Annotated in this window: 33 protein-coding genes and 1 riboswitch; of the genes, 21 read left to right on the plus strand and 12 right to left on the minus strand. The window is 46.6% G+C overall.

Translation table 11 applies throughout. The features are described 5' to 3' along the window. The first annotated feature begins 87 nt into the window (after positions 1 to 87). The 3 genes from mecA to pepF all read left to right on the plus strand — a co-directional run bounded on the left by mecA (position 88) and on the right by pepF (position 4,113). A complete protein-coding gene (gene mecA / locus QRX25_RS05610) occupies positions 88 to 744 on the plus strand; it encodes an adaptor protein MecA (protein ID WP_212100921.1) in 657 nt (218 codons plus the stop codon). 150 nt (positions 745 to 894) lie between these two features. Further along, entirely contained in the window at positions 895 to 2,055 is a 1,161-nt protein-coding gene (locus QRX25_RS05615; protein WP_212100924.1) for a competence protein CoiA family protein, read from the plus strand. 228 nt (positions 2,056 to 2,283) lie between these two features. Continuing rightward, positions 2,284 to 4,113: an oligoendopeptidase F gene (gene pepF, locus QRX25_RS05620; RefSeq protein WP_013351834.1), complete on the plus strand. Its 1,830-nt coding sequence runs from the start codon at positions 2,284 to 2,286 to the stop codon at positions 4,111 to 4,113. Between the two features lie 35 nt (positions 4,114 to 4,148). Here pepF and QRX25_RS05625 read toward each other — a convergent pair whose 3' ends face one another. The 5 genes from QRX25_RS05625 to QRX25_RS05645 form a co-directional block, all read right to left on the minus strand. After that, on the minus strand, positions 4,149 to 4,316 hold the full coding sequence (locus tag QRX25_RS05625) for a hypothetical protein (RefSeq protein ID WP_016938224.1): 168 nt from the start codon (positions 4,314 to 4,316) through the stop codon (positions 4,149 to 4,151). 284 nt (positions 4,317 to 4,600) lie between these two features. Beyond that, complete coding sequence (gene spxH / locus QRX25_RS05630; RefSeq protein ID WP_013351835.1) at positions 4,601 to 5,503, minus strand: protease adaptor protein SpxH; 903 nt, start codon at positions 5,501 to 5,503, stop codon at positions 4,601 to 4,603. Then, positions 5,500 to 5,898, minus strand: coding sequence for a globin domain-containing protein (locus QRX25_RS05635; protein ID WP_212100927.1), 399 nt, complete (start codon positions 5,896 to 5,898; stop codon positions 5,500 to 5,502). Before QRX25_RS05635 ends, spxH begins: the two co-directional genes overlap by 4 nt. Positions 5,899 to 6,122: 224 nt before the next feature. Beyond that, positions 6,123 to 6,809, minus strand: coding sequence for a lytic transglycosylase domain-containing protein (locus tag QRX25_RS05640; protein ID WP_212100929.1), 687 nt, complete (start codon positions 6,807 to 6,809; stop codon positions 6,123 to 6,125). Between the two features lie 4 nt (positions 6,810 to 6,813). After that, a complete protein-coding gene (locus tag QRX25_RS05645; protein WP_065981176.1) occupies positions 6,814 to 7,386 on the minus strand; it encodes a CYTH domain-containing protein in 573 nt (190 codons plus the stop codon). A gap of 124 nt (positions 7,387 to 7,510) precedes the next feature. Between QRX25_RS05645 and QRX25_RS05650 the strand changes: the two genes are divergently transcribed. Genes QRX25_RS05650 through QRX25_RS05665 form a run of 4 tightly spaced genes read left to right on the plus strand, consistent with a single transcriptional unit; the run spans position 7,511 to position 10,265 of the window. Continuing rightward, positions 7,511 to 7,876 (plus strand): UPF0738 family protein, encoded by a 366-nt coding sequence (locus QRX25_RS05650; RefSeq protein WP_013351839.1) that lies wholly within the window; start codon positions 7,511 to 7,513, stop codon positions 7,874 to 7,876. A gap of 27 nt (positions 7,877 to 7,903) precedes the next feature. After that, the gene (gene yjbM, locus QRX25_RS05655; protein WP_013351840.1) at positions 7,904 to 8,539 is read left to right on the plus strand and encodes a GTP diphosphokinase; all 636 of its coding nucleotides are present in this window, start codon (positions 7,904 to 7,906) and stop codon (positions 8,537 to 8,539) included. Between the two features lie 17 nt (positions 8,540 to 8,556). Then, a complete protein-coding gene (locus tag QRX25_RS05660; protein ID WP_013351841.1) occupies positions 8,557 to 9,357 on the plus strand; it encodes an NAD kinase in 801 nt (266 codons plus the stop codon). Between the two features lie 14 nt (positions 9,358 to 9,371). Beyond that, positions 9,372 to 10,265 (plus strand): RluA family pseudouridine synthase, encoded by an 894-nt coding sequence (locus tag QRX25_RS05665; protein ID WP_212100932.1) that lies wholly within the window; start codon positions 9,372 to 9,374, stop codon positions 10,263 to 10,265. A gap of 32 nt (positions 10,266 to 10,297) precedes the next feature. Here QRX25_RS05665 and prpE read toward each other — a convergent pair whose 3' ends face one another. After that, complete coding sequence (prpE, locus tag QRX25_RS05670) at positions 10,298 to 11,047, minus strand: bis(5'-nucleosyl)-tetraphosphatase PrpE (protein ID WP_212100935.1); 750 nt, start codon at positions 11,045 to 11,047, stop codon at positions 10,298 to 10,300. A gap of 225 nt (positions 11,048 to 11,272) precedes the next feature. On the opposite strand from prpE, the gene QRX25_RS05675 reads away from it, so the two are divergent. From QRX25_RS05675 to QRX25_RS05720, 10 genes are all read left to right on the plus strand, one after another. Next, positions 11,273 to 13,111 carry a monovalent cation:proton antiporter family protein gene (locus tag QRX25_RS05675; protein WP_212100938.1) on the plus strand — a complete coding sequence of 613 codons (1,839 nt, stop codon included), beginning with the start codon at positions 11,273 to 11,275 and terminating at the stop codon, positions 13,109 to 13,111. Positions 13,112 to 13,164: 53 nt separating this feature from the next. Continuing rightward, positions 13,165 to 13,273: riboswitch (TPP riboswitch) on the plus strand. An 85-nt stretch (positions 13,274 to 13,358) separates the two neighbouring features. Next, positions 13,359 to 14,069: a thiaminase II gene (tenA, locus tag QRX25_RS05680; protein ID WP_013351845.1), complete on the plus strand. Its 711-nt coding sequence runs from the start codon at positions 13,359 to 13,361 to the stop codon at positions 14,067 to 14,069. Next, a complete protein-coding gene (tenI, locus tag QRX25_RS05685) occupies positions 14,044 to 14,661 on the plus strand; it encodes a thiazole tautomerase TenI (RefSeq protein ID WP_212100941.1) in 618 nt (205 codons plus the stop codon). The genes tenA and tenI overlap by 26 nt, the downstream gene beginning before the upstream one ends. Beyond that, positions 14,645 to 15,754: a glycine oxidase ThiO gene (thiO, locus tag QRX25_RS05690; protein WP_212100944.1), complete on the plus strand. Its 1,110-nt coding sequence runs from the start codon at positions 14,645 to 14,647 to the stop codon at positions 15,752 to 15,754. Before tenI ends, thiO begins: the two co-directional genes overlap by 17 nt. After that, a complete protein-coding gene (gene thiS / locus QRX25_RS05695) occupies positions 15,751 to 15,954 on the plus strand; it encodes a sulfur carrier protein ThiS (protein WP_045506936.1) in 204 nt (67 codons plus the stop codon). The genes thiO and thiS overlap by 4 nt, the downstream gene beginning before the upstream one ends. Continuing rightward, positions 15,951 to 16,721, plus strand: coding sequence for a thiazole synthase (gene thiG, locus QRX25_RS05700; protein WP_115997965.1), 771 nt, complete (start codon positions 15,951 to 15,953; stop codon positions 16,719 to 16,721). The genes thiS and thiG overlap by 4 nt, the downstream gene beginning before the upstream one ends. Beyond that, on the plus strand, positions 16,718 to 17,728 hold the full coding sequence (gene thiF / locus QRX25_RS05705) for a thiazole biosynthesis adenylyltransferase ThiF (RefSeq protein WP_212100946.1): 1,011 nt from the start codon (positions 16,718 to 16,720) through the stop codon (positions 17,726 to 17,728). The genes thiG and thiF overlap by 4 nt, the downstream gene beginning before the upstream one ends. 22 nt (positions 17,729 to 17,750) lie before the next feature. After that, positions 17,751 to 18,563 (plus strand): bifunctional hydroxymethylpyrimidine kinase/phosphomethylpyrimidine kinase, encoded by an 813-nt coding sequence (gene thiD / locus QRX25_RS05710; protein ID WP_212100949.1) that lies wholly within the window; start codon positions 17,751 to 17,753, stop codon positions 18,561 to 18,563. Between the two features lie 130 nt (positions 18,564 to 18,693). Next, the gene (gene fabI / locus QRX25_RS05715; RefSeq protein ID WP_013351851.1) at positions 18,694 to 19,470 is read left to right on the plus strand and encodes an enoyl-ACP reductase FabI; all 777 of its coding nucleotides are present in this window, start codon (positions 18,694 to 18,696) and stop codon (positions 19,468 to 19,470) included. A 97-nt stretch (positions 19,471 to 19,567) separates the two neighbouring features. Further along, positions 19,568 to 20,155 carry a CotO family spore coat protein gene (locus QRX25_RS05720; RefSeq protein ID WP_065981184.1) on the plus strand — a complete coding sequence of 196 codons (588 nt, stop codon included), beginning with the start codon at positions 19,568 to 19,570 and terminating at the stop codon, positions 20,153 to 20,155. A gap of 57 nt (positions 20,156 to 20,212) precedes the next feature. Here QRX25_RS05720 and cotZ read toward each other — a convergent pair whose 3' ends face one another. The 5 genes from cotZ to QRX25_RS05745 form a co-directional block, all read right to left on the minus strand. Further along, positions 20,213 to 20,656 (minus strand): spore coat protein CotZ, encoded by a 444-nt coding sequence (cotZ, locus tag QRX25_RS05725; protein ID WP_115997968.1) that lies wholly within the window; start codon positions 20,654 to 20,656, stop codon positions 20,213 to 20,215. A 148-nt stretch (positions 20,657 to 20,804) separates the two neighbouring features. Continuing rightward, positions 20,805 to 21,287 carry a CotY/CotZ family spore coat protein gene (locus tag QRX25_RS05730; RefSeq protein ID WP_013351854.1) on the minus strand — a complete coding sequence of 161 codons (483 nt, stop codon included), beginning with the start codon at positions 21,285 to 21,287 and terminating at the stop codon, positions 20,805 to 20,807. Positions 21,288 to 21,438: 151 nt separating this feature from the next. Then, positions 21,439 to 21,939, minus strand: a complete 501-nt coding sequence (gene cotX / locus QRX25_RS05735) for a spore coat protein CotX (RefSeq protein WP_115997969.1) — start codon at positions 21,937 to 21,939, stop codon at positions 21,439 to 21,441. A gap of 92 nt (positions 21,940 to 22,031) precedes the next feature. After that, positions 22,032 to 22,346, minus strand: coding sequence for a spore coat protein (locus QRX25_RS05740; RefSeq protein WP_115997970.1), 315 nt, complete (start codon positions 22,344 to 22,346; stop codon positions 22,032 to 22,034). 41 nt (positions 22,347 to 22,387) lie between these two features. Continuing rightward, on the minus strand, positions 22,388 to 22,774 hold the full coding sequence (locus QRX25_RS05745; RefSeq protein ID WP_115997971.1) for a spore coat protein: 387 nt from the start codon (positions 22,772 to 22,774) through the stop codon (positions 22,388 to 22,390). 170 nt (positions 22,775 to 22,944) lie between these two features. On the opposite strand from QRX25_RS05745, the gene QRX25_RS05750 reads away from it, so the two are divergent. The 4 genes from QRX25_RS05750 to spoVIF all read left to right on the plus strand — a co-directional run bounded on the left by QRX25_RS05750 (position 22,945) and on the right by spoVIF (position 24,453). Beyond that, complete coding sequence (locus QRX25_RS05750; protein ID WP_065982864.1) at positions 22,945 to 23,301, plus strand: DUF1360 domain-containing protein; 357 nt, start codon at positions 22,945 to 22,947, stop codon at positions 23,299 to 23,301. Positions 23,302 to 23,589: 288 nt separating this feature from the next. Next, positions 23,590 to 23,787 (plus strand): protein YjzK, encoded by a 198-nt coding sequence (gene yjzK / locus QRX25_RS05755; RefSeq protein WP_115997972.1) that lies wholly within the window; start codon positions 23,590 to 23,592, stop codon positions 23,785 to 23,787. A gap of 91 nt (positions 23,788 to 23,878) precedes the next feature. Continuing rightward, positions 23,879 to 24,031 carry a YjcZ family sporulation protein gene (locus tag QRX25_RS05760; RefSeq protein WP_065981187.1) on the plus strand — a complete coding sequence of 51 codons (153 nt, stop codon included), beginning with the start codon at positions 23,879 to 23,881 and terminating at the stop codon, positions 24,029 to 24,031. Between the two features lie 167 nt (positions 24,032 to 24,198). After that, entirely contained in the window at positions 24,199 to 24,453 is a 255-nt protein-coding gene (gene spoVIF / locus QRX25_RS05765) for a sporulation-specific transcription regulator SpoVIF (protein WP_065981188.1), read from the plus strand. Positions 24,454 to 24,520: 67 nt separating this feature from the next. Here the strand turns inward: spoVIF and QRX25_RS05770 are convergent, their stop codons facing one another. Then, positions 24,521 to 26,806 (minus strand): ATP-dependent helicase, encoded by a 2,286-nt coding sequence (locus QRX25_RS05770; RefSeq protein ID WP_212100952.1) that lies wholly within the window; start codon positions 26,804 to 26,806, stop codon positions 24,521 to 24,523. Between the last annotated feature and the right edge of the window lie 65 nt (positions 26,807 to 26,871).

Below are 26,871 nucleotides of genomic sequence, written 5' to 3' on the forward strand. Positions count from 1 at the left end.
ACGGAATGGGTAAAGTGTAGTAAAGTACTATTCATCGGGAGCTTAGATGTCCCTTCAACATCTTATAAAGAAGGGAAGGTTGGCAAAATGGAAATAGAAAGAATTAATGAGCATACAGTAAAATTTTATATGTCTTATGGTGATATTGAAGATCGCGGTTTTGACAGAGAAGAAATCTGGTACAATCGCGAGCGCAGTGAAGAACTGTTCTGGGAAGTCATGGATGAAGTGCATGATGAAGAGGAATTCGCTGTCGAGGGTCCTCTTTGGATTCAGGTTCAGGCATTGGACAAAGGACTGGAAATAATCGTAACAAAAGCCCAGCTTTCCAAGGACGGACAAAAACTCGAACTGCCGATCCCGGAAGATAAAAAACAAGAGCCGGCAGATGAAAATCTCGATGCTTTACTTGATGATTTCCAGAAAGAAGAGCAGGCCGAGAATCGGGAGGAGAAGGAGCAAAAGCTTCAGTTCACTTTGCGGTTCGACGATTTTGAGGATCTCATCTCGCTATCAAAATTGAATCTTAACGGAATTAAAACGACCCTATATTCGTTTGAAGACCGATATTATTTATATGCAGATTTTTATGAGCAAACTGATGAAGAGGTTGAAAATCAGCTAAGCATCCTGTTGGAGTACGCGCAAGAATCATCAGTCAGCATCCACCGTCTTGAAGAATACGGAAAATTGGTGATCGCTGATCATGCGTTATATACGATAAAAAAACACTTTGCATCATAACAAACCGATTTCTCTCAGCAGAAATCGGTTTTTTTTGTTCTGAATGACTTTATGAACGGCTGAAAACTGCATAACGGCTCTCATCCGCAAAAAGGATTATGCCTTCGTCCTGCTGAATACATCAAGATTCAGGAAAGGAGAAGATGTAGCATGTTCAGTGCTTTGACTGCCGAGGGACAGCTTATTCAGCTGGCCGGAAGCTATTCAAAAGAAAAAGCGGCGGATTTGAGAAAGAAACGCTGGTTCTGCCCCATTTGTGAAAGTGAGCTTGATATTAAATTGGGACGGGAAAAACTGCCGCACTTCGCTCATAAAAAAAGCAGGCTGTGCCCGGGAGAATCCGAACCCGAAAGCGAATATCACCTGGAAGGAAAAAGACAGCTTTTTCTCTGGCTTAAGACACAAAGGTGCGCCGTCAGCCTGGAGCCGTATCTGCCTTCCGCAGGACAGCGGCCTGACCTGACGGCGGAAAGCGGCACAGAGCGGCTGGCTTTTGAATTTCAATGTGCAAACCTTTCGGCAGACTCTTTAAAGAGCCGGACGGCCGGCTTGAAAAACGCCGGGTATCGGCCTGTCTGGATCATCGGGGCAAAACGCTTAAAACGGCTGGCTGCGCATTTTTTCCGGCTTTCTGCTTACCACTGGCAATTCTTTGAAGTTAATTCATTTTCCTCCTTGATGTTTTACTGCCCCGACGTCCGCTCCTTTTACAAGCTGCATTCTATTACCCCGTTTTACACCGGCTATTCTTATGCCGGCTTAACCATGATTCCTCTTCATAAAGCAAACCTAAAAGACATTTCTCTCCCGGAGGGCCGGCACAGCGTCAGCCTTTCCTCTTGGGGACGCGCCGTAGCAGGCTTCCGCAAAAAAAGCGGCCGGTTCTTATCAGAAGATGCAGGTCTTATCCGGCGCCTTTTTTACGAAAGGCATCAGATTGCCTTTCCTTTTCTGCCTTCTGAAGTGTTTATTCCCGTTTCAGCGGGCTTTGTTTTCGCAAGTCCCGTTTTTGTGTGGCAGGGCCATTTATACTTGCGGCTTGCGAAGCTTTGTGAAAAAGGCGCACCGATCCGGTTATCCGGCATGGTTCATTATTTGCGGCAAAAAATCCGGCGTCAGGAGATCAGGATGCGGTATGATTCATATGAAGATCTCATCGGAATGGCGATAAAACAATATGCTGATTTCTTATGTTTGCAGGATTTTTTAAGGGAAACTGAGAATGAAGTATATATGCCTTCAACCCAACACAAGCGCCCTCAAACGGCCGAAGAGCTGCGCCGCCGGGACCTGCTCTTTTTTAGGGAATGAGAATGCTCCGTTTCGTTCACCCTAACGTCAAGGTGGTGGCTGAATGTGAAGGGCGTACAAGCATTTTGTTTTCGGTTTTTCATTGTATTATTGGTATGCTCGGTCTTATACGCCGCATATGATTTGACAAAAGGCAGTGAAAAGCCGGAAGATAATCACAACACAAGCTTTTGGAGAAACAATCATTTTTTCAATTGGCTTGAAATAAAGAAAACGAGGGGGATCACCATGACTGAGGAAAATAAAGCAGCACAGCTGCCTGACAGAAGTGAAGTAAAGGCAGAGCATACATGGAGACTAGAGGATATTTTTCCTAGTGATGAGGCCTGGAATAAAGAATTTCAAGCAGTTAAAGAATTAATTCCGAATTTATCTTCCTTTAAAGGCACGCTTGCTCATTCAGCCGATAATTTATACGCGGCGCTTACCGCACAGGATGAAGTGACGAGCCGTCTGGGAAAACTTTACGCATACGCGCATATGCGCTCAGATCAGGATACGGGAAATTCTTTCTACCAAGGTCTGAACGACAAAGCCGCAAGTCTGTATTCTCAGGCCGCCAGTGCGACTGCTTACATTGAACCGGAAATTCTGGCGATTCAGGAGGACAAGCTGCATCAGTTTATTCTGGAAAAAGAAGAGCTTAAGGTTTACTCCCATGCCATTGAAGAAATTACAAAACAGCGTCCGCACGTGCTGAGCGAAAAAGAAGAGGCCCTGCTTGCGGAAGCGTCAGAAGCGCTGTCTTCACCTTCCAATACATTCAGTGTTTTAAACAACGCCGATATTACGTTTCCGTCGATAAAAGATGAAAACGGCAAGGAAACTCAAATCACACACGGCAACTTTATTAATTTTCTGGAAAGCAGCGATCGTGAAGTCCGTAAAAACGCCTTTAAAGCAGTATATAAAACATACGGACAGTATAAAAACACGATGGCGACTACACTCAGCGGCACTGTGAAAAAAGATAATTTCTACGCCCGGGTGAAAAAATACAAATCAGCACGGGAAGCGGCTTTATCCAATAACAACATCCCTGAAGAAGTTTATGATAACCTTATCAAAACGATCAATAAACATCTTCCGTTATTACACCGTTACATTGATCTGCGGAAAAAGGTGCTCGGCCTTGATGAAGTCCACAATTATGACCTGTACACACCGCTTGTAAAAGATTCGGGAATGAAGGTCACATATGAGGAAGCAAAAGATTATATGCTCAAAGGGCTTGCTCCGTTAGGCGATGAATACGCGTCTATTTTAAAAGAAGGACTTGAAAACCGCTGGGTCGATGTATACGAAAACAAAGGAAAACGCAGCGGTGCTTATTCGTCCGGTACATACGGCACGAACCCGTACATCTTAATGAACTGGCACGACACTGTCAATAATCTGTTTACGCTCGTTCACGAGTTCGGCCATTCCGTGCACAGCTACTATACGAGAAAATATCAGCCGTATCCGTACGGAAACTACAGCATTTTTGTCGCTGAAGTCGCTTCTACGACCAATGAAGCGCTGCTCGGTGAATATATGCTGAACAGCTTAAAAGATGAAAAACAGCGTCTGTATCTTCTCAACCACATGCTTGAAGGTTTCAGAGGCACAGTCTTCAGACAGACGATGTTCGCTGAATTTGAGCATCTGATTCATACGAAAGCGCAAGAAGGCGAGCCGTTAACGCCTGAACTGCTGAACAAGCTTTATTATGATCTCAATAAAAAGTATTTCGGAGACAACATGGTAATTGATGAAGAAATCAGCCTGGAATGGTCAAGAATTCCGCATTTCTATTACAATTATTATGTATATCAATATGCGACAGGCTACAGTGCGGCTCAAGCGCTGAGCAGCCAGATCTTAAAAGAAGGCAAGCCTGCGGTTGAGCGTTATACCAACTTCTTAAAAGCCGGAAGCTCAGAATATCCGATCGACATCCTGAAAAAAGCGGGAGTCGATATGACATCGCCTGAACCGATCGAAGCTGCCTGCAAAATGTTTGAAGAGAAACTGAATGAAATGGAAGAACTCCTTTCGAAAGTGAATCCTTCCTAATACAAAAAAGCCTGTGCATTAGATGCGCAGGCTTTTTAAAATCCTTTAAACGTTTTTCGATGATTCAGCCGGTACAGGGCAAACAATATGGATAAAAACAGCAGGGGAGATGTAATGTAAATCGGCAGCATATGCATCATGGCCAGCAGATTTAAAAAGAAGAAAAACACAATCATTCCGATGGTCAATACGGTGCGGAGCATTTTTGTCCCTCCTTGTTTTCATTGATATATTCTATGAAAACAAGCAGTCAGTTATGTTTTGTGACAAAAATATGAACATTAAGCTTATGGCTTGTCAAAACTCGACAAGATTTGATATGATAAGGATGTGAAATTGATCACAAACAAACATTACCCCTTTGTTTGACCGTGAAAAATTTCTCCCATCCCCTTTGTTGTCGTTAAGACATATGAAACCGCGCTTATCCCGGCGCGGTTTCTTTATTTGCACAAAAAAAGCCGGCTCCGTAAGGAATCAGCTTTTTTTAATGATCATAGCAGGTGACATCTTCCTTGGTGCCGGCCAGGGATTTCCAAAACAGACCGTGCTTTGCTTCCACTCTGGCCACCTTTTTGGCGAATGCCAGTTTTTTCATTTCTTTTTCAACTTCTTCAAGACTTAAATCATAAACAAGTGCAATTTCTTTTGATGCGACAAACCGGAAATATTCAATGAAACATTCCAAAGGCGGCGTTTCAGAAGGTTTCGGTTCATCGCCGAGCATTTCGAATAAGATTTCTTCGTATACGTCATAAGAATAGTTGCCTGGCACCTTCAGCCCTTCATCATCGTGCAGGCTGTTAAAGAATGTCAATGTCGGATTAACGGTGACGTCCATTTCCGCCGCGATTTTCATATCGCACTGAAGCGCTTTGACTGCGCTTTGTGAATGGAGGTCGCGTTTGAATTCTTCGACATCCAATTTCGTCTTTTTGGCAATCTCTAAAAGAACGTCTTCATCCGTAATATTCTGCTTCGAGACAAACAGGCTTTCCTGCATGTTGCGAAGAAACACGATGCCGGCCTTTCTTCCTTGCAGTTCGGCCGCTTTTAACGCGAGTGCGGCAAGGTAAGGCGATGACAAAGGCTGCTCCTGCTCAAGCCAAAGGCTTCCGTCACAAGGCATCCCGGAGCGATTCGAAATTTTTTCCCAAGCTTCGGCAAGAAGGTGTTTTTTACGCTTTTGCTTATTCAGCGACGTGATACTCGCGGAGACAATGATCCGCAGCGTAAAAAAACGTCCGTATCTGATTTTTAGTTTTTTTATGGCGGGTTCCAGCGACCAGCATTCAGGACATAAAGGGTCAACAAACATGTAAATTTCCAGCGGTTTTTTTGGATGTCCGTGGCAATGGGCGAAGTATTGCTCATGCTGATAATTCGTCAATATGATCGATCCTCCGCTTCCGCCTGGTTTACCATATGTCTGGCCGTTAATTCCAGACGCCCGTACAGAAATTCACGAATATCGCCCTTTAGCCCGACATGATCCATCGCACTGCTCATACAGCTTAACCACGCATCAGCCCTCTCGGACGTAATCGGAAAGGGAAGATGCCTTGCCCTGAGCATGGGATGTCCGTGCTCTTCTGTATAAAGGGGAGGCCCGCCTAAATACTGGGTTAAAAATTGCTTTTGTTTTCTGGCCGTTTCAGTCAAATCACTTGGGAATATTGGTTTCAGCAAGGGATGAGACGAGACACGCTCATAAAAAGTATCAACAAGTTGCGATAGAAGTTCCTCTCCAATCGCTTCATATGGTGCGTTAAACGATTGTCCCATGTTGACTACTCCTTTATATGGCTAATAGGAACCATCATTCCTATTGCGAAATTATCTTTCAGTTTTACTATCTTCAGTTACTGTATATTTTAGCAATAACATTTTATTTCTACAAACAAAGTGCCTTTCTGTCAGGCGCTTGTATTTCATATCATATCACATCGCCTTCATTCATGTGTAAGATTTCACTCCGCAAAAAAACCAGAGAAGGAAGCCTCTCTGGTTTACGCGTAATACTGCCGGGTTATGTTTTTGACATATTGCTGTGTTTCCTTAAACGGCGGAACGCCTCCGTACCGATCTACGTTGCCGGGGCCCGCGTTGTAGGCGGCTAACGCCAAGGATACATTGCCGTCGTATTTCGTGAGCATCTGCTTTAAGTACTTCGTGCCGCCGTCAGCGTTTTGGACGGGATCAAGCGGGTTTGACACCCCGAGTGATTCAGCCGTGGAAGGCATAAGCTGCATCAGTCCCATTGCCCCCGCGCCGCTGACCGCTTTCGGATTAAAGCCCGATTCCTGTTTAATAACGGCGCGGATCAGCTTTTCGTCCACTCCATATTTCTCGGCAGCTTTTTGAATGGCGCTGTCTATTGAAAAGTTTCCGGTGCTGATGTCAGAAGCCGCATTCGCAGGCTTAATGCTTTGGGAAGCAGTCTGTGATGCGGCCGCGGAACTGGCTGTAACCGGAATTCTCGGTGAATATGAAGTGTGAGCGGTCCGCACCCCGTTTAAAATTCCCGCTTCCGGCTGCTGCCGGACGGCTGTGTCCGTATACTGGCTGAGCAGCGCGCTGAAATCTGAAAGCGGGCTTTGTGAAGATTGTCCGCTTGAAGCCGTGCTTGTATTAGAGATTGATTGCAGCGCCATTGATTGAAGCTGGAGAAGGGCCGCCCAATTCGTTATATTCACTCTGTCATTCCACCTTTTTTTGTTTCTGTTCATAAAAACGCTGGATTTTATTTTTAGTGGTCCGCGCCGGGATGCCGAATTGCTTGAGCAATTGTTCAAACGCCCGTTTTCCTTCGTCCCAGTCAGCGGCCTCGAATTCCAATTCAAAGTCTTCTTTCTCTAAATATCGGCTGTGATCTAAAATGATTAAGCCTTTTTCTGATTCTTTTTCCGCGCGTTCAGTCGACAGCGTTCCGAACCAGCAAATGTGTTCTGAATTGATACCGAGACCTTCCAGCTGCCGTTTGACAGGGCCTTCGGGAATCTTGAAGCTGTCCAGGTCAGGTGACGTAAGCTCCTGGTGCGTTTCCAGCAGACCGACCGCGGCAGGCTCTTTTAAAGTCAGAACGAACGCGCCGTTTTTTTCACGGATGCGGAGGGCTGATTTTTTTTGTTTCAGAGAAAAATCTTTTGTGTCGAAATAATGATTGATCTGCTGTTTAAAATCATGTTTTTTCATGCCGAGTGCTTCACTTAGTTTCTGAAATTCTGATTTTGTCAGCAGATTTTTGAACTCGATTTCTATTTCTTGGGTCATGACAGTCTTCCTTTCAGGACGAAAAATTGTATAATTCCCATTATCTCTTTAGAGGTTACGTTTATCAATATCGACCTTGATATGATAAAATAAATGCTGTACTTTGTTAAAAAAGGAGAACATTATGCAAAAGAGAATTGAAATCCAAAATGCATCATTAACAGAAGACGCGCTCCGACTGAAGTGCGGAGAGGACTTAAGCGGAGCGGAACGCAAAGCCTCAGGTCAAATGCTAGTTGATTCCGATCACTTTGCTTTTGTATACATACTTGAAACAGCTGACTCTTTTGAATATGTCATTATAAAAGACCATGTATGGCCGGATCTGAAAGAGGCCCTTGACCAAAGAAAACCGGCTGTGCTTGAGGCCGGCGGCAAAACGGTTGAACTTTCAGGGCTGCATGAAGAACTCGATTATCTTATTGAAAATATTAAAGATAATGCAAACTACGGAGATATGGAAGAAAAAGTGAAAAGCGTATTTCTTTAGAACAGGTTCGGAATTGGGGGATGTACGATGGATGACAAACAATGGGAGCAATTTCTAGCGCCATACCGCCAGGCTGTTGAAGAATTAAAGGTGAAGCTGAAAGGTGTCAGAACCCTTTATGAGTATGAAGATGACCACTCACCGATTGAATTTGTGACAGGCCGTGTAAAGCCGGTGGCGAGCATACTTGAAAAAGCGAGACGGAAAAGCATACCGCTTCATCAGATTGAAACGATGCAGGATATCGCGGGGCTTCGTATTATGTGCCAATTTGTCGATGATATCCAGATCGTCAAAAATATGCTGTTTGCCAGAAAAGATTTTACCGTTGTCGACCAGCGGGATTACATAGCAGAGCATAAAGAAAGCGGATACCGGTCTTACCACCTTGTCGTTTTATATCCTTTACAGACAGCGTCCGGAGAAAAGCACCTTCTTGTAGAAATACAGATTCGGACGCTTGCCATGAACTTTTGGGCAACCATTGAGCATTCACTGAATTACAAATACAGCGGGAACATTCCCGAAAAAGTAAAGCTGAGGCTGCAGCGGGCCTCAGAAGCCGCATCCCGGCTCGATGAAGAAATGTCAGAAATCCGCGGAGAGATCCAGGAAGCCCAAGCCGCATTTTCACGAAAGAAAAAAGCGGGCGGCCACCAGTAGGAAAGGAGGGGAATGGCATGAAATTTGCCGTTTCTTCAAAAGGAGACGAGGTTTCAGATACACTGAAAAGCAAAATACAGGCGTATTTACTCGATTTTGACATGACCTTGGATGAAAAAGAGCCGGAAATCGTTATTTCCGTCGGCGGTGACGGAACGCTTCTTTACGCGTTCCACAGGTACAGCGACCGTCTCGATAAAACGGCTTTTGTCGGGGTTCACACGGGGCATTTGGGTTTTTATGCCGATTGGGTTCCGCAGGAGATAGAGAAGCTTGTTCTGGCCATCGCCAAAACGCCGTATCACACCGTGGAGTATCCCCTTCTTGAGGTGATTGTCACTTATCATGATGAAGAGCGTGAGGAGCGGTATCTGGCTTTGAACGAATGTACGATCAAAAGCATAGAAGGCAGTCTCGTCGCTGACGTTGAAATTAAAGGCCAGCTGTTTGAAACGTTCAGGGGAGACGGTTTATGTCTGTCCACGCCTTCCGGAAGCACGGCTTATAATAAAGCGTTAGGCGGCGCGATCATCCACCCTTCCATCAGAGCGATTCAGCTTGCGGAAATGGCATCCATCAATAACAGAGTGTTCAGGACTGTCGGTTCGCCGCTTTTGCTTCCCGATCATCATAACTGTGTCATCAAACCGAGAAACGAAGTCGACTTCCAAGTCACGATAGATCATTTAACCTTGCTGCATAAGGATGTCAAGTCTATTCTGTGCCGAGTGGCAAAAGAAAAAGTCAGATTTGCAAGATTCCGCCCGTTCCCGTTTTGGAAAAGAGTGCAGGACTCCTTTATCGGAAAAGGCGAATAGAAAGAGGAAACGGATTGAAAAACTTTTTTATCCAAAAGAACATTTCTGCCCCGGAAGCCGGCATGACGGTAAAAGAATATACGGCGCAGCTCGGCATTTCAAAGCGGCTTCTCGCTGACATTAAATTCGGCGGGGGAGACCTTCTTGTGAACGGAGAGCACGTAACCGTCCGCACCGTGTTAGCGGCCGGCGATGTGCTTAAGATTGAATTCCCAAAGGAGCATGTGAGTGAAACGCTTTTGCCTGAGCCGGTCCCGCTTGATATTCTTTATGAAGATGACCATGTGCTTGTGATCAATAAACAGCCGTATGTTTCCTCAATCCCATCAAGAGAACATCCGTCCGAAAGCATCGCGAACGGAGTGATCAGCCACTACCGTAAAAACGGCGTGCAGTCAACGGTTCATCTTGTCACACGCCTTGACAGGGATACATCGGGAGCGATGCTGATTGCCAAGCATCGGCTTGCCCATTCCCTTTTGTCGGCAGCGCAGAAGAAGGACCTTGTTAACAGGCGGTATCTCGCTGTCGTACACGGTGTCATGGTGCAGAAAGAAGGAACGGTGGATGCGCCCATCGGAAGAAAACCCGACAGTATTATTGAGCGGATGGTAACGCCGGAGGGTCAAAAAGCAGTGACGCATTTTCAAACGGAAAAAGCGGGACATGCGTTCACGCTTGCAGCGTTACGGCTGGAGACGGGGCGGACGCATCAAATCCGGGTGCACATGAGTTACCTCGGCCATCCGTTAGTCGGCGATACACTGTACGGCGGAAAAAACGAGGGAATTGCACGGCAGGCTCTTCACAGTGAGCGGCTTTCATTCGTACACCCCATGACCGGAGAAACGCTCGTTTTTCATGCCCCCGTTCCTGACGATATGAAAACATTAATTGAACACATGTAAAGCCCGAACCGTTAACCGGTCTCGGGCTTTTTTCATGTCTGCGTGCCGTCATCCTCGCGAAATCGTGATGCATCATACGGCATTGAGCTTGTTACAGAAACGGTTTCGTGCTCCGGAAAACGAAAGCCTGTCAGCTTATTGCCGAAGACACAGCCTGTATCAATGTTGATCGTACGGTTGATGATCCGGGGGCGTTTTACCGGGGTATGGCCGTAAACCACCCATGCCTTACCTTCATATGCGGCAGCCCAGTCTCTTCTGACGGGCCTGCCGTCGGGATAGGTTTCACCGGTGATATCGCCGTACAGAACAAACTCCTTCACCTTACGCGTGTATTTACCGATATCGTCAGCTTTTATACCGGCGTGGGCGACAACGAGCTCTCCGTTATGTAAAATGTCGTAAAGCGGCGCTGACTCATATAATCGGATAAACTGTCTGGATATTTCCGTTCTGTCAGCGGGAGACAGCTCTTTCAGTTCCGCTGCCGTTGTTTCCAGTCCGTGCATCACTTTTACGGGGTTTCCTTTTAAGTAGCGATACAGTTTGTTGCAATGATTTCCCGGGACATAACGGACGGCTCCTTTTTCATATGCTTTTGTCACAAAACGCATCACCTCAACGGATTTAGGGCCTCTGTCGGTTAAGTCCCCCGCAAAGACGAGCGTTCTGCCTTCAGGATGGACGGGTGTTCCGTCTTTCACTTCATAACCGAGCTTTTGCATTAAAGCGATCATTTCATCATAACATCCGTGTATATCGCTGATGATGTCATAAGCCATTTGTGTCAGCCTCCTTTTAACGGTTTTTTATTTATTATGGGGTTAATTCCTATACCTAATTACGATGTTTTGGAACAAATTAAAAAAAGAATTAAAGAAATAAAGCCTTATCACTTTTTTTTCGCGGTCAGCCTTGTTAGAATATGCGTTATGTTTTTAAAAAAGTAAGGTTTTGTCCGCATTAAGCGGGCTTTTATAACCCTTGTTTTAAGGAGGTATTTACTAATGGAACACACATCAGTCGCATCTTTAGTCGTCGTTCTGATCGTCGCTTTTTTGACGCCGCTCCTTTTGCATCGGTTTAAGCTCAGCATTCCGGTCGTCGTCGCGGAAATCATCATGGGGCTTATTATCGGAAAAAGCGGCCTGAATCTCGTCGTTCAGGGAGACACGTGGCTGGAGACGCTGTCTGTCCTCGGCTTTATCTTTTTAATGTTTTTAAGCGGTTTGGAAATTGATTTTTCGTCATTTGAGAAAGGGAAGAAAAAACAATTCCTTCCGAACGGCAAGGAAGCGCCCAACACGTTTTCTGCCGCACTGATTATATTTTTCGGCATCTTTATTTTATCATTGCTGCTGTCTTACGGCTTTGTCTTAGCCGGTTTTATTCAAAACGCATTTTTAATGACGCTTATTATTTCGACGATATCACTCGGAGTGGTGGTCCCGACCTTAAAAGAAGAAAGGATCATGAACTCCAATATCGGCCAGATCATTCTGCTTGTCGCCGTTATTGCGGACTTGGCTACGATGATTCTGCTCGCTTTCTTCTCTTCTCTTTACGGAGAAGACAGTGGAAATATGTGGCTTCTTTTGATTCTCTTTGCCGCGGGGGTCGTGCTGTATTTCTTCGGCAGGATCTTTAAACACCGCTCATTTGTGCAGTCGATGTCTAAAGGCACCGTCCAGATCGGCACGAGAGCCATTTTCACACTGATTATCGTGCTTGTCGCTTTGTCAGAATCTCTCGGGGCGGAAAATATTCTCGGCGCGTTTTTAGCAGGCGTTTTGGTATCGCTTCTGTCACCGAACAAAGAGATGGTGGAGCAGCTGGATTCATTCGGATACGGGTTTTTAATTCCGATCTTTTTCGTCATGGTCGGGGTGAAATTGGACATTTGGACGCTCTTCCAAGATCCGAAAATATTGACGATGATTCCGCTGCTTCTGATTGCGCTGTTTATCAGCAAAATGTTTCCGGTGCTTTATTTAAAGAAATGGTATGACAAAAGAACCGTGTTTGCTTCGGGGTTTTTGCTGACATCTACGCTTTCGCTTGTCATCGCGGCGGCTACGATCGGAGAAAGGCTCCACATTATCAGCGCCAATATGTCCGGCGCGCTGACTTTGGTTGCGGTTATTGCCAGCATCATCACACCGATAGGATTTAAAAAATTATATAAACGGCAAAGTGCGCCGCAGGAGAAAAAGCGCATTACATTTATCGGCGCAAATCAAATGACGCTCCCGGTGACGCTGGAATTGCCTGATGAGGAATATGAAGTTCGGGTCGTTCATCAGGAAAATGCCGGAGAAAAGCTTGCGGAATCCGTTTTTTCGGTGGAGACCATTTCTGATTACGAGCCCGGCACGCTTGAGTCGCATGATATTTTCAAAACGGATATCCTTGTAGTGGCGACGGGCAATGAAGACGTGAACGCTGAAATCGCCTTAATCGCGAAAGAGAAAGGGACTGAGCGTATCATTGCAAGCGTCGGCTCGGTTGAACATGAAACAAAACTGAAGGAAGAGGGCATCAGTATTTTTTCTATCCTTCTGTCTACAAAGACGCTGCTGCGCGCGTTAATCGAGGCGCCCGGCGTGATGAGCCTCCTGACAAACGAAGAGTCTTCGCTTTATCAGATCAATCTGGAAAACACGGCGTATAACGGCATCATTCTCCGGGAATTTCCGCTGATGGGCGATGTGATTTTCGTCCGGATTTTCAGAGGTGTGGACAGCATCGTTCCGCACGGAGACACGCGGCTGAAAACAGGAGACCGTCTCATCGTTACGGGCTCGCGCAACTACGTGTCGGAACTGAGAAACATTCTTGAAGCTTGACCAAATTGCAATTCGTGATAAGATAGAAGGCATAACAAGTAAATAATCAATCGTATGACCACTAGGGGTGTCCTTCATAAGGGCTGAGATAAAAGTGAGACTTTTAGACCCTCATAACTTGAACAGGTTCAGACCTGCGTAGGGAAGTGGAGCGGTATTTTTTGGGTTCCTTTTATCCATATAAATTCCAAACCACTTTTCCGATGCGGGAAAGTGGTTTTTTTATTTTATCAGGGGGGAAGACATAATGACATTTTCTGAAGAATGCAGACTGGCGGCAGCTGAATGGTGGGACGGAAGCTTTGTTCATCCGTTTGTAACGGGAATCGGTGACGGAAGCCTGCCGATAGACCGTTTCAGCTACTACGTGCTGCAGGATTCCTACTACTTGACGCATTTTGCAAAAGTTCAGGCGTTCGGAGCCGCATATGCCAAAGACTTGTTTACGACGGGCAGGATGGCGGGCCACGCTCAGGGTACATATGAAGCAGAAATGGCGCTGCACCGCGAGTTTACGGAGCTTTTAGGAATTACAGAAGAAGAACGTGCGGCCTTTAAACCGGCACCGACGGCTTATTCTTACACGTCTCATATGTACAGATCGGTGATGAGCGGCCAATTTGGAGAAATTTTAGCTGCGCTTCTGCCTTGCTATTGGCTTTATTATGAAGTCGGCGAACACTTAAAGGAATGCAAACCGGAACATCCAATTTATGAAAAATGGATCGGCACATACGGCGGAGACTGGTTCAGACAACAGGTTGAGGAACAGATCAGCCGTTTTAACGAGATTGCTGAAAGCAGCACAGAGGAAATCCGCGCGAAAATGAAAGAGAATTTTGTGATTTCAAGCTATTATGAATATCAATTTTGGGGAATGGCCTATCAAAAAGAAGGCTGGTCCGGAAAGGGCGGAAAAGAGGTGGAGTCCTTTGGAGCTGCACGCGGTAACCGATAATCGCAAGCCCGTTGACGAGCTGGCGGAGGATATTCTTTCGATTCAGCGTGAAGTGAGCTTTATCCATATCCGTGAGCGGGACAAAACAGCGGGAGAGATCATGCAGCTTTTGTCACTTTTGAAAAAAGGCGGCGCCGATAAGGACAAATTGATTATTAATGACCGGGCGGATATCGCGCTTTTTGCCAATATACACCGTGTTCAGCTTCCGTCCCGCAGCTTTTCCGTCAAGCAGGTGCGAAACAGATTTCCCCATCTTCATATCGGGCGTTCGGTTCATTCGTTGAAAGAAGCAGTCCAAGCTGAAAAAGAAGATGCGGATTATGTGGTGTTCGGCCATGTATTTGAAACCGAATGTAAACAAGGACTTGAAGCAAGAGGCATCAGCCTGCTCTCAGATATTAAACGCACGCTTTCCATCCCCGTAATCGCAATCGGCGGAGTGACACTGCAGACGATCGGACAGGCAAAGCAGGCGAAACCGGACGGAATTGCCGTCATGTCAGGTATTTTCTCAGCTGAAAATCCTGAGGAAGCGGCAAAACGGTATGCACGCGCAATAAGGGAGGCCGATTATGAAGAAGCATTATGATACGGCGGTTATCGGCGGCGGAATTATCGGGTGCGCCATTTCTTATGAGCTGGCGAAGACTCAAAAGAACGTTGTCTTGTTTGAAGACGGTGCGATCGGCCGAAAAACGACAAGCGCTGCTGCGGGAATGCTGGGCGCTCATGCGGAATGTGAAAACCGGGATGCGTTTTTTGATTTTGCCATGTACAGCCAAAGACTGTATGAAGCGGCAGGGCGCGAGCTGGAGGAGGCTTGCGGCATTGACATCAGGCGCCATAACGGCGGAATGCTTAAACTGGCGTATACCGAAGAAGACATTACCCGTTTACGAAAGATGGATGATTTACCTTCCGTCACTTGGCTTTCAGCGGAAGAAGCCCTTGAGAAAGAGCCGTACGCTTCAAAGGACATTCTCGGCGCAAGTTTTATAAAAGACGATGTCCATGTCGAGCCGTATTATGTCTGCAAAGCGTATGCAAAAGGGGCGCGGCGCTATGGCGCTGATATATATGAGCATACACATGTGTCCGCCGTTAAACGGGTGAACGGAGCGTACTGTATCACAACATCCGGCGGGGATATTTATGCTGACCAAGTCGCAGTTGCAAGCGGTGTATGGAGCGGCCGGTTCTTCAGCCAGCTCGGCTTGGGACAGCCTTTTTTCCCTGTGAAAGGAGAATGCCTTTCTGTGTGGAATGACCATATCCCGCTTACCAAAACCCTTTACCATAGTCAAAGCTACGTCGTCCCGAGAAAAAGCGGCCGGCTTGTCATAGGTGCCACAATGAAACAGGGCGACTGGAGCGATACGCCTGACATCGGCGGGATTGAAGCCGTCATCTCAAAAGCGAAAACCATGCTGCCCGCCATCGAACATATGAAAATAGACCGGTTTTGGGCGGGGCTCAGGCCGGGTACAAGAGACGGAAAGCCGTTTATCGGGCGGCATCCTGAAGACAGCGGCATCATATTCGCCGCCGGCCATTTTAGAAACGGCATCTTATTGGCCCCGGCAACGGCTGAAATGGTGCGCGATATGATCCTGGGAAAACAGGTGAAAAATGAATGGGAAGAAGCGTTTCGAATTGATCGCAAGGAGGCGGTTCACATATGATCCTTCAGCTGAACGGAAAACAAATTGATTGGGATCGAAAAGAGGGGACGGTTCAGGATTTGCTCGAATCGTATCAGCTTGATCAAAGAATCGTAGTTGTAGAGAGAAATAAAGAAATCATTGAAAAAAAGAATTATGAAAATACAAGTTTGTGTGACCGGGATGTCATAGAAATTGTTCATTTTGTAGGAGGCGGATGAGGATGTTAACAATAGGCGGAAAACAGTTTCAGTCAAGATTGCTGTTAGGAACGGGAAAATATCCGAGCTTTGAGATTCAGAAAGAAGCGGTGGCGGTCTCAGGATCAGATATTTTAACCTTCGCGGTGCGGCGGATGAACATCTTTGAACAGTCTCAGCCAAACTTTCTCGAACAGCTTGATTTGTCTAAGTACACGCTTCTGCCGAATACAGCCGGCGCCGCAACGGCTGAAGAGGCGGTCAGAATCGCAAGGCTTGCCAAAGCTTCAGGGCTTTGTGACATGATAAAAGTAGAAGTTATCGGATGCAGCCGGTCACTTTTGCCTGATCCGGTTGAGACATTGAAAGCATCAGAACAGCTGCTCGAAGAAGGATTTATCGTCCTTCCGTATACGTCAGATGATGTCGTGCTCGCAAGGCGTCTTGAGGAGCTCGGAGTTCATGCCATTATGCCGGGCGCTTCACCGATCGGTTCAGGCCAGGGAATTTTAAATCCGCTGAATCTTTCCTTCATCATTGAACAGGCGAAGGTGCCGGTCATTGTCGATGCCGGGGTCGGATCTTCCAAAGACGCTGCCTACGCGATGGAACTCGGGGCTGACGGGGTGTTATTAAATACTGCTGTGTCAGGCGCTGATGATCCGGTCAAAATGGCCCGGGCGATGAAGCTTGCCGTAGAAGCGGGCCGCCTTTCTTATGAAGCCGGCAGAATTCCGGTAAAAGATTACGGAACTGCAAGCAGTCCGCGTGACGGTCTTCCGGTATGACGGTCAGATATTCCAGACAGGAGCTGTTTCAGCCGATCGGTCCTTCAGGCCAGCAGAAGCTCCATTCGTCTCATGCCGTGATTATCGGTGCGGGTGCGCTCGGCACGGCAAGTGCGGAGATGCTTGTCAGAGCAGGAGTCGGGAAGGTAACGATCGCCGACAGAGATTATGTGGAGTGGAGTAATCTCCAGCGCCAGCAGCTTTATACCGAAGACGATGTCAGACAGGAAATGCCGAAAGCCGCGGCAGCAGAAAAGCGGCTGCGATCTATAAACAGTGATGTAGAGGTAGAAGGATTTGTTATGGATGTCACTGCGGAAAACGCACCCGGATTGATTTGTGACGCATCCCTTATCGTGGATGCCACTGACAATTTTGAAACGAGGCTGATTGTGAATGACGCGGCTGTACAGAAAGGAATTCCTTTTCTGTACGGCGCCTGTGTCGGCAGCTACGGACTTTCATTCACCGTCATTCCTGGTGTCACGCCGTGCCTTCACTGTCTGCTTGAGACATTGCCTTTAGGCGGTATGACATGCGATACGGCGGGAATCATCAGCCCGGCTGTCCTGCAGACGGCCGTTTTTCAGGCTGCAGACGCGCTGAAGCTGTTAACGGGCGAACCTATTGAGCATGTTCTCCGTTCGTTTGATTTGTGGAAAAATGAACGGTCAGAAATAAACGTCGCCCAGCTTAAATCGGCTGATTGTCCAAGCTGCGGCACAAACGATTTTCCGTTTTTATCTTATGAAAATCAGACGAAAGCGGCTGTTCTGTGCGGCCGGAACACGGTACAGATCAGAACGGGGATCTCCGAACAGTTTGATCTGCAAAGGCTTGCGGAACAGCTCAGGCGGGCGGGGCTTGACGTGTCAGCCAACCCGTATTTAATTTCGTTCCGCGCAGATAATGTCAAGATGGTTCTGTTTCGTGACGGCAGAGCATTAATTCACGGCACAAGTGATATCAGCAGAGCAAAATCCTTTTATCATAAATGGATCGGATAATGCGAAAGGAGAGAAAAACAGCATGAGCATATGCAAAGCATTGACGATTGCCGGGTCAGATTCAGGAGGCGGCGCCGGTATACAGGCGGATCTCAAAACCTTTCAGGAGCTCGGCGTCTTCGGGATGTCAGCCATTACAGCGGTAACCGCCCAGAACACATTGGGCGTTCACGGCATCTATCCGCTCACCCGGGAAGCGCTGGGCAGCCAGATCGATGCGGTGGCGGAAGATTTACGGCCTGACGCGATAAAAACGGGAATGCTGTGGAGCGCAGAGATGATTGCGGAAATAGCGGAAAAAATGGATCAGTACGGGCTGGATCATCTCATCACCGACCCCGTCATGATTGCCAAAGGAGGCGCTTCCCTGCTGCGTGAGGAATCACAGGCCGCGTTAAAAGAGCTGCTGATTCCGCGCAGCTATGCGGTTACGCCGAATGTTCCGGAAGCTGAGGCATTGACGGGAATGGAAATCCGTACGCTTGAGGACCGGAAAAAAGCGGCTGAATGCCTTTGCAGGCTTGGCGCAAAAAACGTCATCATAAAAGGCGGACATCAGCCGGAACAGGGGAAAATCGTTGATTTATTATTTGACGGTTCGTCTTTTACCCAAATCAGTCACGCCTATATTGACACAAAACACACTCACGGAACAGGCTGCACGTTTGCGGCTGCGCTGACGGCGGAAACCGCAAAGGGAGAACAGATTCAAACCGCGTTTGAGATAGCCGCCAATTTTGTGCGTGAAGCGGTGGAACATACGCTCGGCATCGGAGCGGGACACGGCCCGACCAATCATTTTGCCTTTAAAAGAAACAGTCTGCAGACGAGATAAAAAGAGACCGCTTCAACACCCAGCGGTCTTTTTCCCATGCTTTCAATCTGGACAAGGTTATGATATGATAAAAATTAAGATCAGGTACTAAAACTATGTCTTTAAGACGATTACAGGAGGCTTTATACATATGAATTTTTCACTTGAAGGCCGCAACATCGTTGTGATGGGCGTCGCCAATAAACGCAGTATCGCCTGGGGAATCGCCCGCTCGCTGCATGAAGCCGGAGCGCGCCTCATTTTCACATACGCAGGAGAACGCTTGGAAAAATCAGTTCATGACCTTGCGGCTACGTTAGAAAGAAATGATTCTCTCATCCTTCCGTGTGATGTGACAAATGACGCTGAGATCGAAACTTGCTTTGCGAGCATTAAAGAGCAGGTCGGCGTGATTCACGGCATCGCGCACTGCATCGCGTTTGCAAACAAAGAAGAGCTTGTCGGTGAATATTTAAATACGAACCGTGAAGGATTCCTGCTTGCGCATAACATCAGTTCTTACTCTCTGACAGCGGTCGCAAAAGCGGCGCGTCCGATCATGACTGAAGGCGGAAGCATCGTTACACTCACTTACCTCGGCGGAGAGCGCGTCGTTTCAAACTATAACGTAATGGGTGTGGCAAAAGCGTCTCTTGATGCGAGCGTCAGATATTTAGCAGCTGACTTAGGAAAAGAAAACATCCGCGTCAACAGCATTTCAGCAGGCCCGATCCGCACGCTGTCTGCAAAAGGAATCAGTGACTTCAACTCTATCCTGAAAGAAATCGAAGAGCGCGCGCCGCTGCGCCGCACGACAACGCCTGAAGAAGTGGGCGACACGGCTGCATTCTTGTTCAGTGACCTGTCAAGAGGCATCACGGGCGAAAATCTTCACGTTGATTCCGGTTTCCATATTACCGCACGTTAATTGACAAGCAGTCCCTTTCAGGGATTGCTTTTTTCTTTCTTCTGATTTTAATCATTCTGTCATATAGATAAAACATGACAGAATCGGAGGGATGAAGATGTCAAAACAAAACAGAAGCGCGGACAAAAAACCGCTCATGTATATTGTTCAGCCGGATTATACAGACATGCAATCATCAATGCAGGACATATTAATCAAAAAAAGGAAAGCACCTCAGCCGCCGGAAGAAGAGCCGGCGTCTGGAAAGCAGGAGGAAGAATGTAAGACTCAGCCTGACGGAGCCGCGTCTGCCAAACCGGAAAATCAGACGCCTGTACAGCACAGCCGCGCGGAGGAAGCCCCTCAAGAAGTTCCGGCGCAAGTGCAGGACGCTGCTGATGAACCTGACACCGCTGAAAAAGAGCCTGAAGCGGTTCACAATGACGCCTCGGAGGAGAAAGTTCCGCCGAAGCGCGTGAAAAAGCCGATGAGCAGAATGTCCATTCTTGAAAAAATTGATTTCTTAACGAAGCTGCCGCATAATATGCCGAGGGCGCTTTGTCTGATAGAAGCCAATGGGAAAACTTATAGAGGCGTGATCGTCGGCAGAAAAAATGATGCCATCTATTTGAGGACGACGAGCAACGGTGCGCCTGCGGAGCTTGCCATTAGCGATATCACCTCGCTGCATCCGCTCGGTTTTTAACCATACAAAAAGCTGCCTGAATTCTTTAATCCGGCAGCTTATTTTTATGCTTTTCGATTAAGAATGTGTGCGGTTCAGCAGTCTCGGGTTCAGGCAATTGATGGCGCAGAAGCTGTGAAGATCGACTTCAATGCAATAGTGTGTTTTTTCTAAGCGGAATACATCGCAGACAGAATCTTTATCTGTAAAATCAAGAATGTGCTTATGCTCGTCAAAAGCAATAAGCAGGCTTAGTGTGGCACAGCCGTCACAGACTCTTTCAACTCTGAAAAAAACGGTATTAAAGCATGGGCCGTTATCCAGCTCGCCGACATTTCCGAACGCGATAAACGGCGTTGATTTAGAAGTGAAAAGCACAAACGGCACTGTATCGCCTAATGAATAACCCGGCGATAAAAGGTTGGAATAGCATCCGGCCGGGCAATCTTCCTCAACCGCATTTTGCAGGTCTTCAATATTTTCTACTGCTTCCCGCACACAGTATGTTATATTCTTGCTCATAATATCCCTCCTGACTTCACGTTTTAAATGGTACCGGATTAAACGATATCGGAGAGTCAGCCGCCCGGACGTCCGGGCGGGCTGATGATTGCATCTGTAATAGAAGGTTGGAAGGGGATTCTCCTTTAGAAAAGATGCGAATCAATGACTATCCGTGGTGCTTTTTCTCTTTGTGCGGCGCAGGCCGGTCGACAAGCTCCGGTGAAAGGCATTGAATGGCGCTGAAGCAGCTTAGATCAACTTCAATGCAAAAATCTGTTTTTTCTAAACCGAAGAAATCAGGATCACAAGGATGGCAGACGCTGAGGGTGTCGCCGTGCACATCTACGGGGCGCAATATTGAAAGCGTCGCGCAGCAATCGCAAACTCTTTCTGCCCGGAAGAAAATAGACTCGAAGCACTGGCTGTCATCCGCAAATCCTCCGACGTTTCCGAATGTGGAGAACAAACCGCCTTTTTTATCAAACAGGAGAAACGGGATGGTATCTTTACCGGTAACCGTCGGGCTTAACAGATTGGAGTAGCATCCAGTCGGGCATTGTTCTTCAACAGCCTCTTGCTCTGCTAAAATCTTCTCGACTGCATCGCATACACAATTTTCATCTCGGCCATGGTGTTTTCCGCAGCTCATGGATTTCAGCTCCTTCTTTTAGGGTATTTGACTTTTGTCTTTAACAACATATGTACGCGAGCCTCACTTGGTGTGGGTGAACGTCTATATATTCATCATATGCGGAGAAAATAAGAAAAAGCAGAGCGTTTTTTAGCTCTGCTTTTTAGATTTAGAGGACAAGGGTGATGACTAAGATGGCAACCAGTGTATTTGTCGCTGTTGAGATCAACGTTGCGATATCGGCATCTACTGTTGTCACGTTTACGCCGCGGGAGTTTTCGATGAGCAGTTTTTGACGGTTGATTTGTTTGTTAGCTGTAAGCTGAAGTAAGTCTTGCGCGACCAATTCAGCGATGACTCCGTCAGCGATGGAAGTGAGAGTAGCCGTTACGACTGCTGCATTAAGAGCTGTTACGACTGAAGTGACTGCCTGAACGTCTGTTGACGTCACGTTAATATCACAAGAGTCTCTGATAATAATCGCTTCTTCAGAAACTTGTTTGTTGATATTCGCCTGAGCGAGGTCTTGGTCGATGAAGGCATTATCTTCGCCGAATCCGTTACCGTTACAGCAAACATTACATCTTCTGCATTCTCTTTCTTCTTTTTCTTCTCGCGGATGTTCGCATTCAGGATCAAGTGCAACCCAAGAGTATGGTCTGCTTTCCATATCTATTCCTCCTTTTCTTTTACTGTTATTAAATGAGCCGGCCCCTTACTTTGACTCAGGCATATATCCTGATAAAAATCACTATTTTTTAGTTATTGACCGGGATTTTGGCGTCTTTGCCGGAGCTGTTCGATTAATTGTTCTCTGCGGTTTTTCGGAGTTGGCTGCTGTTCTTGGGCTTTTTCCTGCTCTTTTTTCTTTTTCTGGCTTTCAAGAAAAGCTTCTGATTTCGCCTGCATGTCTTTGACTAATGCGATCAGCATTTCTTTTTCTTCATCAGGTATTTCCCGTAATTTATCCTTTGTCACGCCGTGTTTTTTGAAGACATTACTGACAAGCACTTTTAAAAGCGGATCCACTTCTGGAAGCTTTGCGAGTTCTTCTTTGAATTTTTCGTTATCTGACATCTGTTCTCACCTCAACTTAAAAAATTTGTGAAAAGAAAGGGTTAAAGGATGTCTAGTTCAGCAAAAAGTATATTTAATAATTGAAATAAAATTTGTACAAAGGCCATGATATCGTCTGCTGTCAGTGTTATTTTGACATTGCGGCTGTTAATGACTTGAATGACGGTTCTTTTTTTTATCTGGCAATCATCCATGATCAGCAGTTCGGTTACCATTTGGTCTGCAGTGTCTTCATCTGCGACCATGAGCTGTGTCGCAAGGATAATCGCCGTAGTAACTGAGGCTTGTATAGAAAGAGCGGCCGTTATATGTGTTGTATCCACTGTGATGTTTTCGCAATCGATCACTTCGATTTTCTGTTCGAATTCGCTGGATAATTGTTCGAATATTTGCGGTTGGAGTGTTTCAACTTTTTCTTCAAACGACATAACCTTCACTCCTTTCTAATTCATACTTTATATAATGCAAAAGAAACGCCGAGCGGAATAAGAAAAACAACTAAACCGCACCTATTTTTTTACCGGACAAGATGCGATTCATGAGAATCAGGGTTTTCGCATATATATTAGGAGGTCATGTTTTAAAAAGGAGTGAACAGGTGGTTACCAATTGGCTTTCATTTATTCTGTTATCGTTTGCCGTTTTTCGGCTGGCCAGGCTTTTTGTATTCGATACCATTATGGCGCCGCTCCGGAGCCTTTTTCATGAGGAAAAAACAGAAACCGCACCAGACGGTACGACAGAAACCTACATTGTCATAAAAGGAAAAGGCATCAGGGCATTTATCGGTGAACTTCTCAGCTGCTACTGGTGTACGGGCGTATGGTGCGCCGCCTTTTTAATTGCGGCGCAGATTGTGATGCCGCAGGCTGCGCAATGGCTGATTTTACTGTTGGCTATAGCAGGCGCGGCGGGGATCATTGAAGCTGCGGTGTCGCGTCTTCTTCAGGAATAAGGCGGTTCCATCAGCAACTTACCGTCACTTTCTGCATAAAATGGCATATATGACATAAGGAAAGGAAGGATCACCATGAATCAATCAAGCAAGCCTTCCCAAAACACTCCATACAAATCAACTGAGTATCAGCCTTACGAAAAAAAAATTAAAAAGAAAGGCTGCGGCTGCGGCCAAAAGAAAAAACCGAGATAGCCGTTTTCTAAAAGAAACCGGAGATTCCGGTTTTTTTGTTTTTTGGCTGAACACCGGACCCTGTTCCGCATAGATCATAGGAGGGGGGATGGTATGAATATATTTGAATCGTTAATAAACGGAAAATACCGCCGGCACAATCAAAATCAGCGGGAGCATGACAAACATATTTTTTCTATTGAAAAGCAGCTGTCTGAGTTTGATGAAGCGGGATTGCGCTTTGAGAAATGGATAGATGTGTTTGCCGCTGAAACCGAAGCAAAGCTGAAGAAAAATGAGCATTCTCAATAAAATAAATGAAATCCGCAACGGCCCTATGCATTTATCCAAGCCAAACAAGTCTGCTCACATAGAGTATAGAGAGTAAAGGAGGTGCTTAAATATGGGATTCGGATATGGCGGATTCGGTGGCGGCTATGGCGGCTGCGGCGGATACGGAGGCGGCTATGTCGGAGGCGGCTACGGCTCAACATTTGTTCTTGTTGTCGTATTGTTCATCCTTCTGATCATTGTCGGTGCATCCTTTTTCGGTTAAACATTAGCAAGACCCAGGATAAGCGCGGGATTGTTCAGTCCCGTGCTTGCCTGATGTATGAAGGAGCATGAAAACGGGGTGTGCGGAATTTTTCCGTTGTCTTACGGGCACATGTTCCGCCCTTTGTTCATACAATATCGTATTACTCCACAAAAAGGAGGCACAACATGGATAATCAATTTTTCAAAAATATTGAGAAGAAAACAGGCGTCAACATGAAGGATGTTATGAATCTCGCCGGTTCACTGCAAAATGCCAATTTCAAAGATGAAAACACGGTGAGAGGCGTCATTCAGAAGGTATCCCAGCTGGCTAACAAGCGTGTACCGAAAGAATTGGAAGACAAAATCGTTCAATCTATTACAAGCGGAAAAGAGAAACTTGATTTTGGCACCATTTCTAAAATGATGAACAATAAATAGGCGTCAGCCGGCCTTATTGAAAGGCCTTTTTATATGAGAAAAGCCCGGCAGTCATCTGCCGGGTTCTTTATATCTTGAGTGCGCTCCGTCTGTCCGTCCGAAGAAGGGGCTCGAGAAACCTTGAACTGCGGGCTGTTTTTCCCCGCCTGTTCGCAGGACATGATACATATAAATGCTGCATGGCCCTTGTCATTGCGACGTACAGAAGCCGTCTTTCTTCCTCGAGCGGAGCGGGATCACCCTGTCTCGCCGTCTCAAGCGCAAAGTCATGAGGGATCGAGCCGTCAGCCGCGCCTAAAATATAGACCGTATTGAATTCAAGACCTTTAGAGCGGTGAATGGTCAGCAGTTCGACGCCGTTTTCATCGGTTTTCAGATTCTCGGCGGCGCGCATATGATCGACATGCGCGAGAAAATCCGGAATGGTTTTGAATTTTTTGGCGGCCACTTTGACATCACGGAGATCATCAGAGCCTTTTTCCAATTTGTTCCCTTCATTGCCCCGTTTTTTTAAATACTCGGAAAAGCCCATTTTGCTTTCTGCGAAGGTGATGGCTTCAACGGGCTTCATTGTCCGGATGCTTGCGAAAAACGGAACGATCTGCTTGATCTTCCCGATTTGAAACGGCTTCAGGTCAGGCAGTTTCGTCAGCGCCTTGATCATCGTGCAATCTTCTGTGATTGACAGCGCCTTTAAGGTTTGCAGGGCGGATTGCTTTAAAAATAAGGCGGGCAGCAGATCTTTCACTGCATCCGTATCATCCTCGTTCTGACTCGCATATAAGTAGGCGAGGATCTGCCGGACGATTCGGCGGCTGTAAAACGTCTGCACGCCGCGGTCGGCATGATAAGGAATCGATGATTGATGCAGTCTTTCATAAATGGCCCGTCCGGCGCTGTTCGTCCGGTAAAGAACGGCAAAATCGTCAGGGCTCGCGCCGTTTTGAATTTTCTCCTTCATATCGGAAACGATCATAGTCGCTTCTTCTTCTTCATCGTAAGGAAAAAACATCACGGGGGCGTGAACACCGTCTTTGACGGCAGAAAGTGTTTTTTCATACCGTTTTTTATTTTTCTTTACGACGGTATGGGCACTTGAGACGATCGGATGCGGTGAGCGGTAATTTGCCGTTAAGTAAATGGTCTTCGCTGCCGGATAATCCTTTTGAAAATCTAGAATGAAAGACGGACTGCTGCCGCGGAACGCATAAATGGATTGATCATCATCCCCCACGCAGCACAGGTTATTCTCAGGGCTTGCGATCAATTGCATAATTTTGTACTGTACAGGATTAATATCTTGAAACTCATCAATTAAAATATGAGAAAATCTGTTTTGATATTGTGCGAGAATATCAGGCCGGCTTTGAAACAGTTCATAACAGCCTTGAGCCATGTCATCAAAATCAAATTGCCGGTTTTCCCGCTTCTGCCGTTCGTAATGTTCGTAGAGCCTGTATACTTTTTTCTCCCAGTCATCCGCAAGCGGAATTGTCTCATGAGGGAGATACGTGTTTTTCCAGCAGCCGATCAGCTGAAGCGCTTGGTCGACGGGAAACTCTTTCTCATCCAGGTTTTCTTCATAGAGCGCCTTTTTCACATATTGCTCTCTTTGCCACTCCATTTTTAAGAGCTGGCTGCCGTTCCATTTTGAAGAATCATAATGATAGAGTATTTTATAGAAAAAGCTGTGGAACGTTCCGGTCACGAGACGGGAGACTCTTCCTGCTGCCAGCCCGTACTCATTCGCCATCCGCTCTTTCATTTCGGCCACGGCTTTTGTCGTAAAGGTCACAAGCAGCATGTTCTCAGGTGAAATACCGAGATGTTCAATCATATGGGCAGCGCGTGCCGTCAGCACCCTTGTTTTTCCGCTTCCAGCTCCGGCAAGCACGAGCAAAGGCCCGTCCGTTTCTGTGACGGCCCGCATCTGTTCACGGTTCAGTCCGATACCGGGAAACAGCGATGTATCAGCCGCCTCAGATGTCGGTGAAAACGGCTCGGGGGCAGGCACTTTTTTCGGGCTTTTCCATTCTGAGACGATCGGTTTCGGATTCTCGGAAATGGCTTTTCCTTTCGGCAGGCGGAACATGCCGGCTTCCTTATACTCTTCTTTTTCTTTCTCTGCTTTTGGCTCCTTCGCCTCGCATGCTTTTTCACAGGCGGTGAAATCTCCCTTTTGCCGGTGATAAAACGCCGGCTGCTCTAAAATGGAAAGCCCCATCAAGACAGGCTGGTCACAATGTGCGCAAAAAATATTCCCTTTTTGGGCTTCTTCAAAAAGGAATTGGTAATGTTCTCTAGAATATGTATGTAAATGTATCGTTCGGTTATTCAGTCGGGCGCATTTCAAAAAGGGGTCCTCCCATTAAAAGGTGTTCATCCATTTGATAGACAAAGAATATCATAACAAAAGAA

Source organism: Bacillus sp. L381 (assembly GCF_030284525.1).
GTDB classification, from domain to species: Bacteria; Bacillota; Bacilli; order Bacillales; family Bacillaceae; genus Bacillus; species Bacillus amyloliquefaciens.

What these genes read in the sequence shown, in the direction of transcription:
- QRX25_RS05760 (WP_065981187.1), top strand. Translation starts at nt 23,879, where the DNA reads ATGGGATTCGGATATGGCGGATTCGGTGGCGGCTATGGCGGCTGCGGC.
- cotZ (WP_115997968.1), bottom strand. Translation starts at nt 20,656, where the DNA reads ATGAGCAAGAATATAACATACTGTGTGCGGGAAGCAGTAGAAAATATT.
- QRX25_RS05650 (WP_013351839.1), top strand. Translation starts at nt 7,511, where the DNA reads ATGCAAAAGAGAATTGAAATCCAAAATGCATCATTAACAGAAGACGCG.
- thiO (WP_212100944.1), top strand. Translation starts at nt 14,645, where the DNA reads ATGAAGAAGCATTATGATACGGCGGTTATCGGCGGCGGAATTATCGGG.
- QRX25_RS05720 (WP_065981184.1), top strand. Translation starts at nt 19,568, where the DNA reads ATGTCAAAACAAAACAGAAGCGCGGACAAAAAACCGCTCATGTATATT.
- mecA (WP_212100921.1), top strand. Translation starts at nt 88, where the DNA reads ATGGAAATAGAAAGAATTAATGAGCATACAGTAAAATTTTATATGTCT.
- QRX25_RS05745 (WP_115997971.1), bottom strand. Translation starts at nt 22,774, where the DNA reads ATGTCGTTTGAAGAAAAAGTTGAAACACTCCAACCGCAAATATTCGAA.
- tenA (WP_013351845.1), top strand. Translation starts at nt 13,359, where the DNA reads ATGACATTTTCTGAAGAATGCAGACTGGCGGCAGCTGAATGGTGGGAC.
- yjzK (WP_115997972.1), top strand. Translation starts at nt 23,590, where the DNA reads ATGAATATATTTGAATCGTTAATAAACGGAAAATACCGCCGGCACAAT.
- thiF (WP_212100946.1), top strand. Translation starts at nt 16,718, where the DNA reads ATGACGGTCAGATATTCCAGACAGGAGCTGTTTCAGCCGATCGGTCCT.
- QRX25_RS05625 (WP_016938224.1), bottom strand. Translation starts at nt 4,316, where the DNA reads ATGCTCCGCACCGTATTGACCATCGGAATGATTGTGTTTTTCTTCTTT.
- QRX25_RS05730 (WP_013351854.1), bottom strand. Translation starts at nt 21,287, where the DNA reads ATGAGCTGCGGAAAACACCATGGCCGAGATGAAAATTGTGTATGCGAT.
- prpE (WP_212100935.1), bottom strand. Translation starts at nt 11,047, where the DNA reads ATGGCTTATGACATCATCAGCGATATACACGGATGTTATGATGAAATG.
- thiD (WP_212100949.1), top strand. Translation starts at nt 17,751, where the DNA reads ATGAGCATATGCAAAGCATTGACGATTGCCGGGTCAGATTCAGGAGGC.
- QRX25_RS05660 (WP_013351841.1), top strand. Translation starts at nt 8,557, where the DNA reads ATGAAATTTGCCGTTTCTTCAAAAGGAGACGAGGTTTCAGATACACTG.
- QRX25_RS05635 (WP_212100927.1), bottom strand. Translation starts at nt 5,898, where the DNA reads ATGGGACAATCGTTTAACGCACCATATGAAGCGATTGGAGAGGAACTT.
- spoVIF (WP_065981188.1), top strand. Translation starts at nt 24,199, where the DNA reads ATGGATAATCAATTTTTCAAAAATATTGAGAAGAAAACAGGCGTCAAC.
- thiS (WP_045506936.1), top strand. Translation starts at nt 15,751, where the DNA reads ATGATCCTTCAGCTGAACGGAAAACAAATTGATTGGGATCGAAAAGAG.
- pepF (WP_013351834.1), top strand. Translation starts at nt 2,284, where the DNA reads ATGACTGAGGAAAATAAAGCAGCACAGCTGCCTGACAGAAGTGAAGTA.
- fabI (WP_013351851.1), top strand. Translation starts at nt 18,694, where the DNA reads ATGAATTTTTCACTTGAAGGCCGCAACATCGTTGTGATGGGCGTCGCC.
- QRX25_RS05675 (WP_212100938.1), top strand. Translation starts at nt 11,273, where the DNA reads ATGGAACACACATCAGTCGCATCTTTAGTCGTCGTTCTGATCGTCGCT.
- thiG (WP_115997965.1), top strand. Translation starts at nt 15,951, where the DNA reads ATGAGGATGTTAACAATAGGCGGAAAACAGTTTCAGTCAAGATTGCTG.
- QRX25_RS05740 (WP_115997970.1), bottom strand. Translation starts at nt 22,346, where the DNA reads ATGTCAGATAACGAAAAATTCAAAGAAGAACTCGCAAAGCTTCCAGAA.
- cotX (WP_115997969.1), bottom strand. Translation starts at nt 21,939, where the DNA reads ATGGAAAGCAGACCATACTCTTGGGTTGCACTTGATCCTGAATGCGAA.
- QRX25_RS05645 (WP_065981176.1), bottom strand. Translation starts at nt 7,386, where the DNA reads ATGACCCAAGAAATAGAAATCGAGTTCAAAAATCTGCTGACAAAATCA.
- QRX25_RS05615 (WP_212100924.1), top strand. Translation starts at nt 895, where the DNA reads ATGTTCAGTGCTTTGACTGCCGAGGGACAGCTTATTCAGCTGGCCGGA.
- yjbM (WP_013351840.1), top strand. Translation starts at nt 7,904, where the DNA reads ATGGATGACAAACAATGGGAGCAATTTCTAGCGCCATACCGCCAGGCT.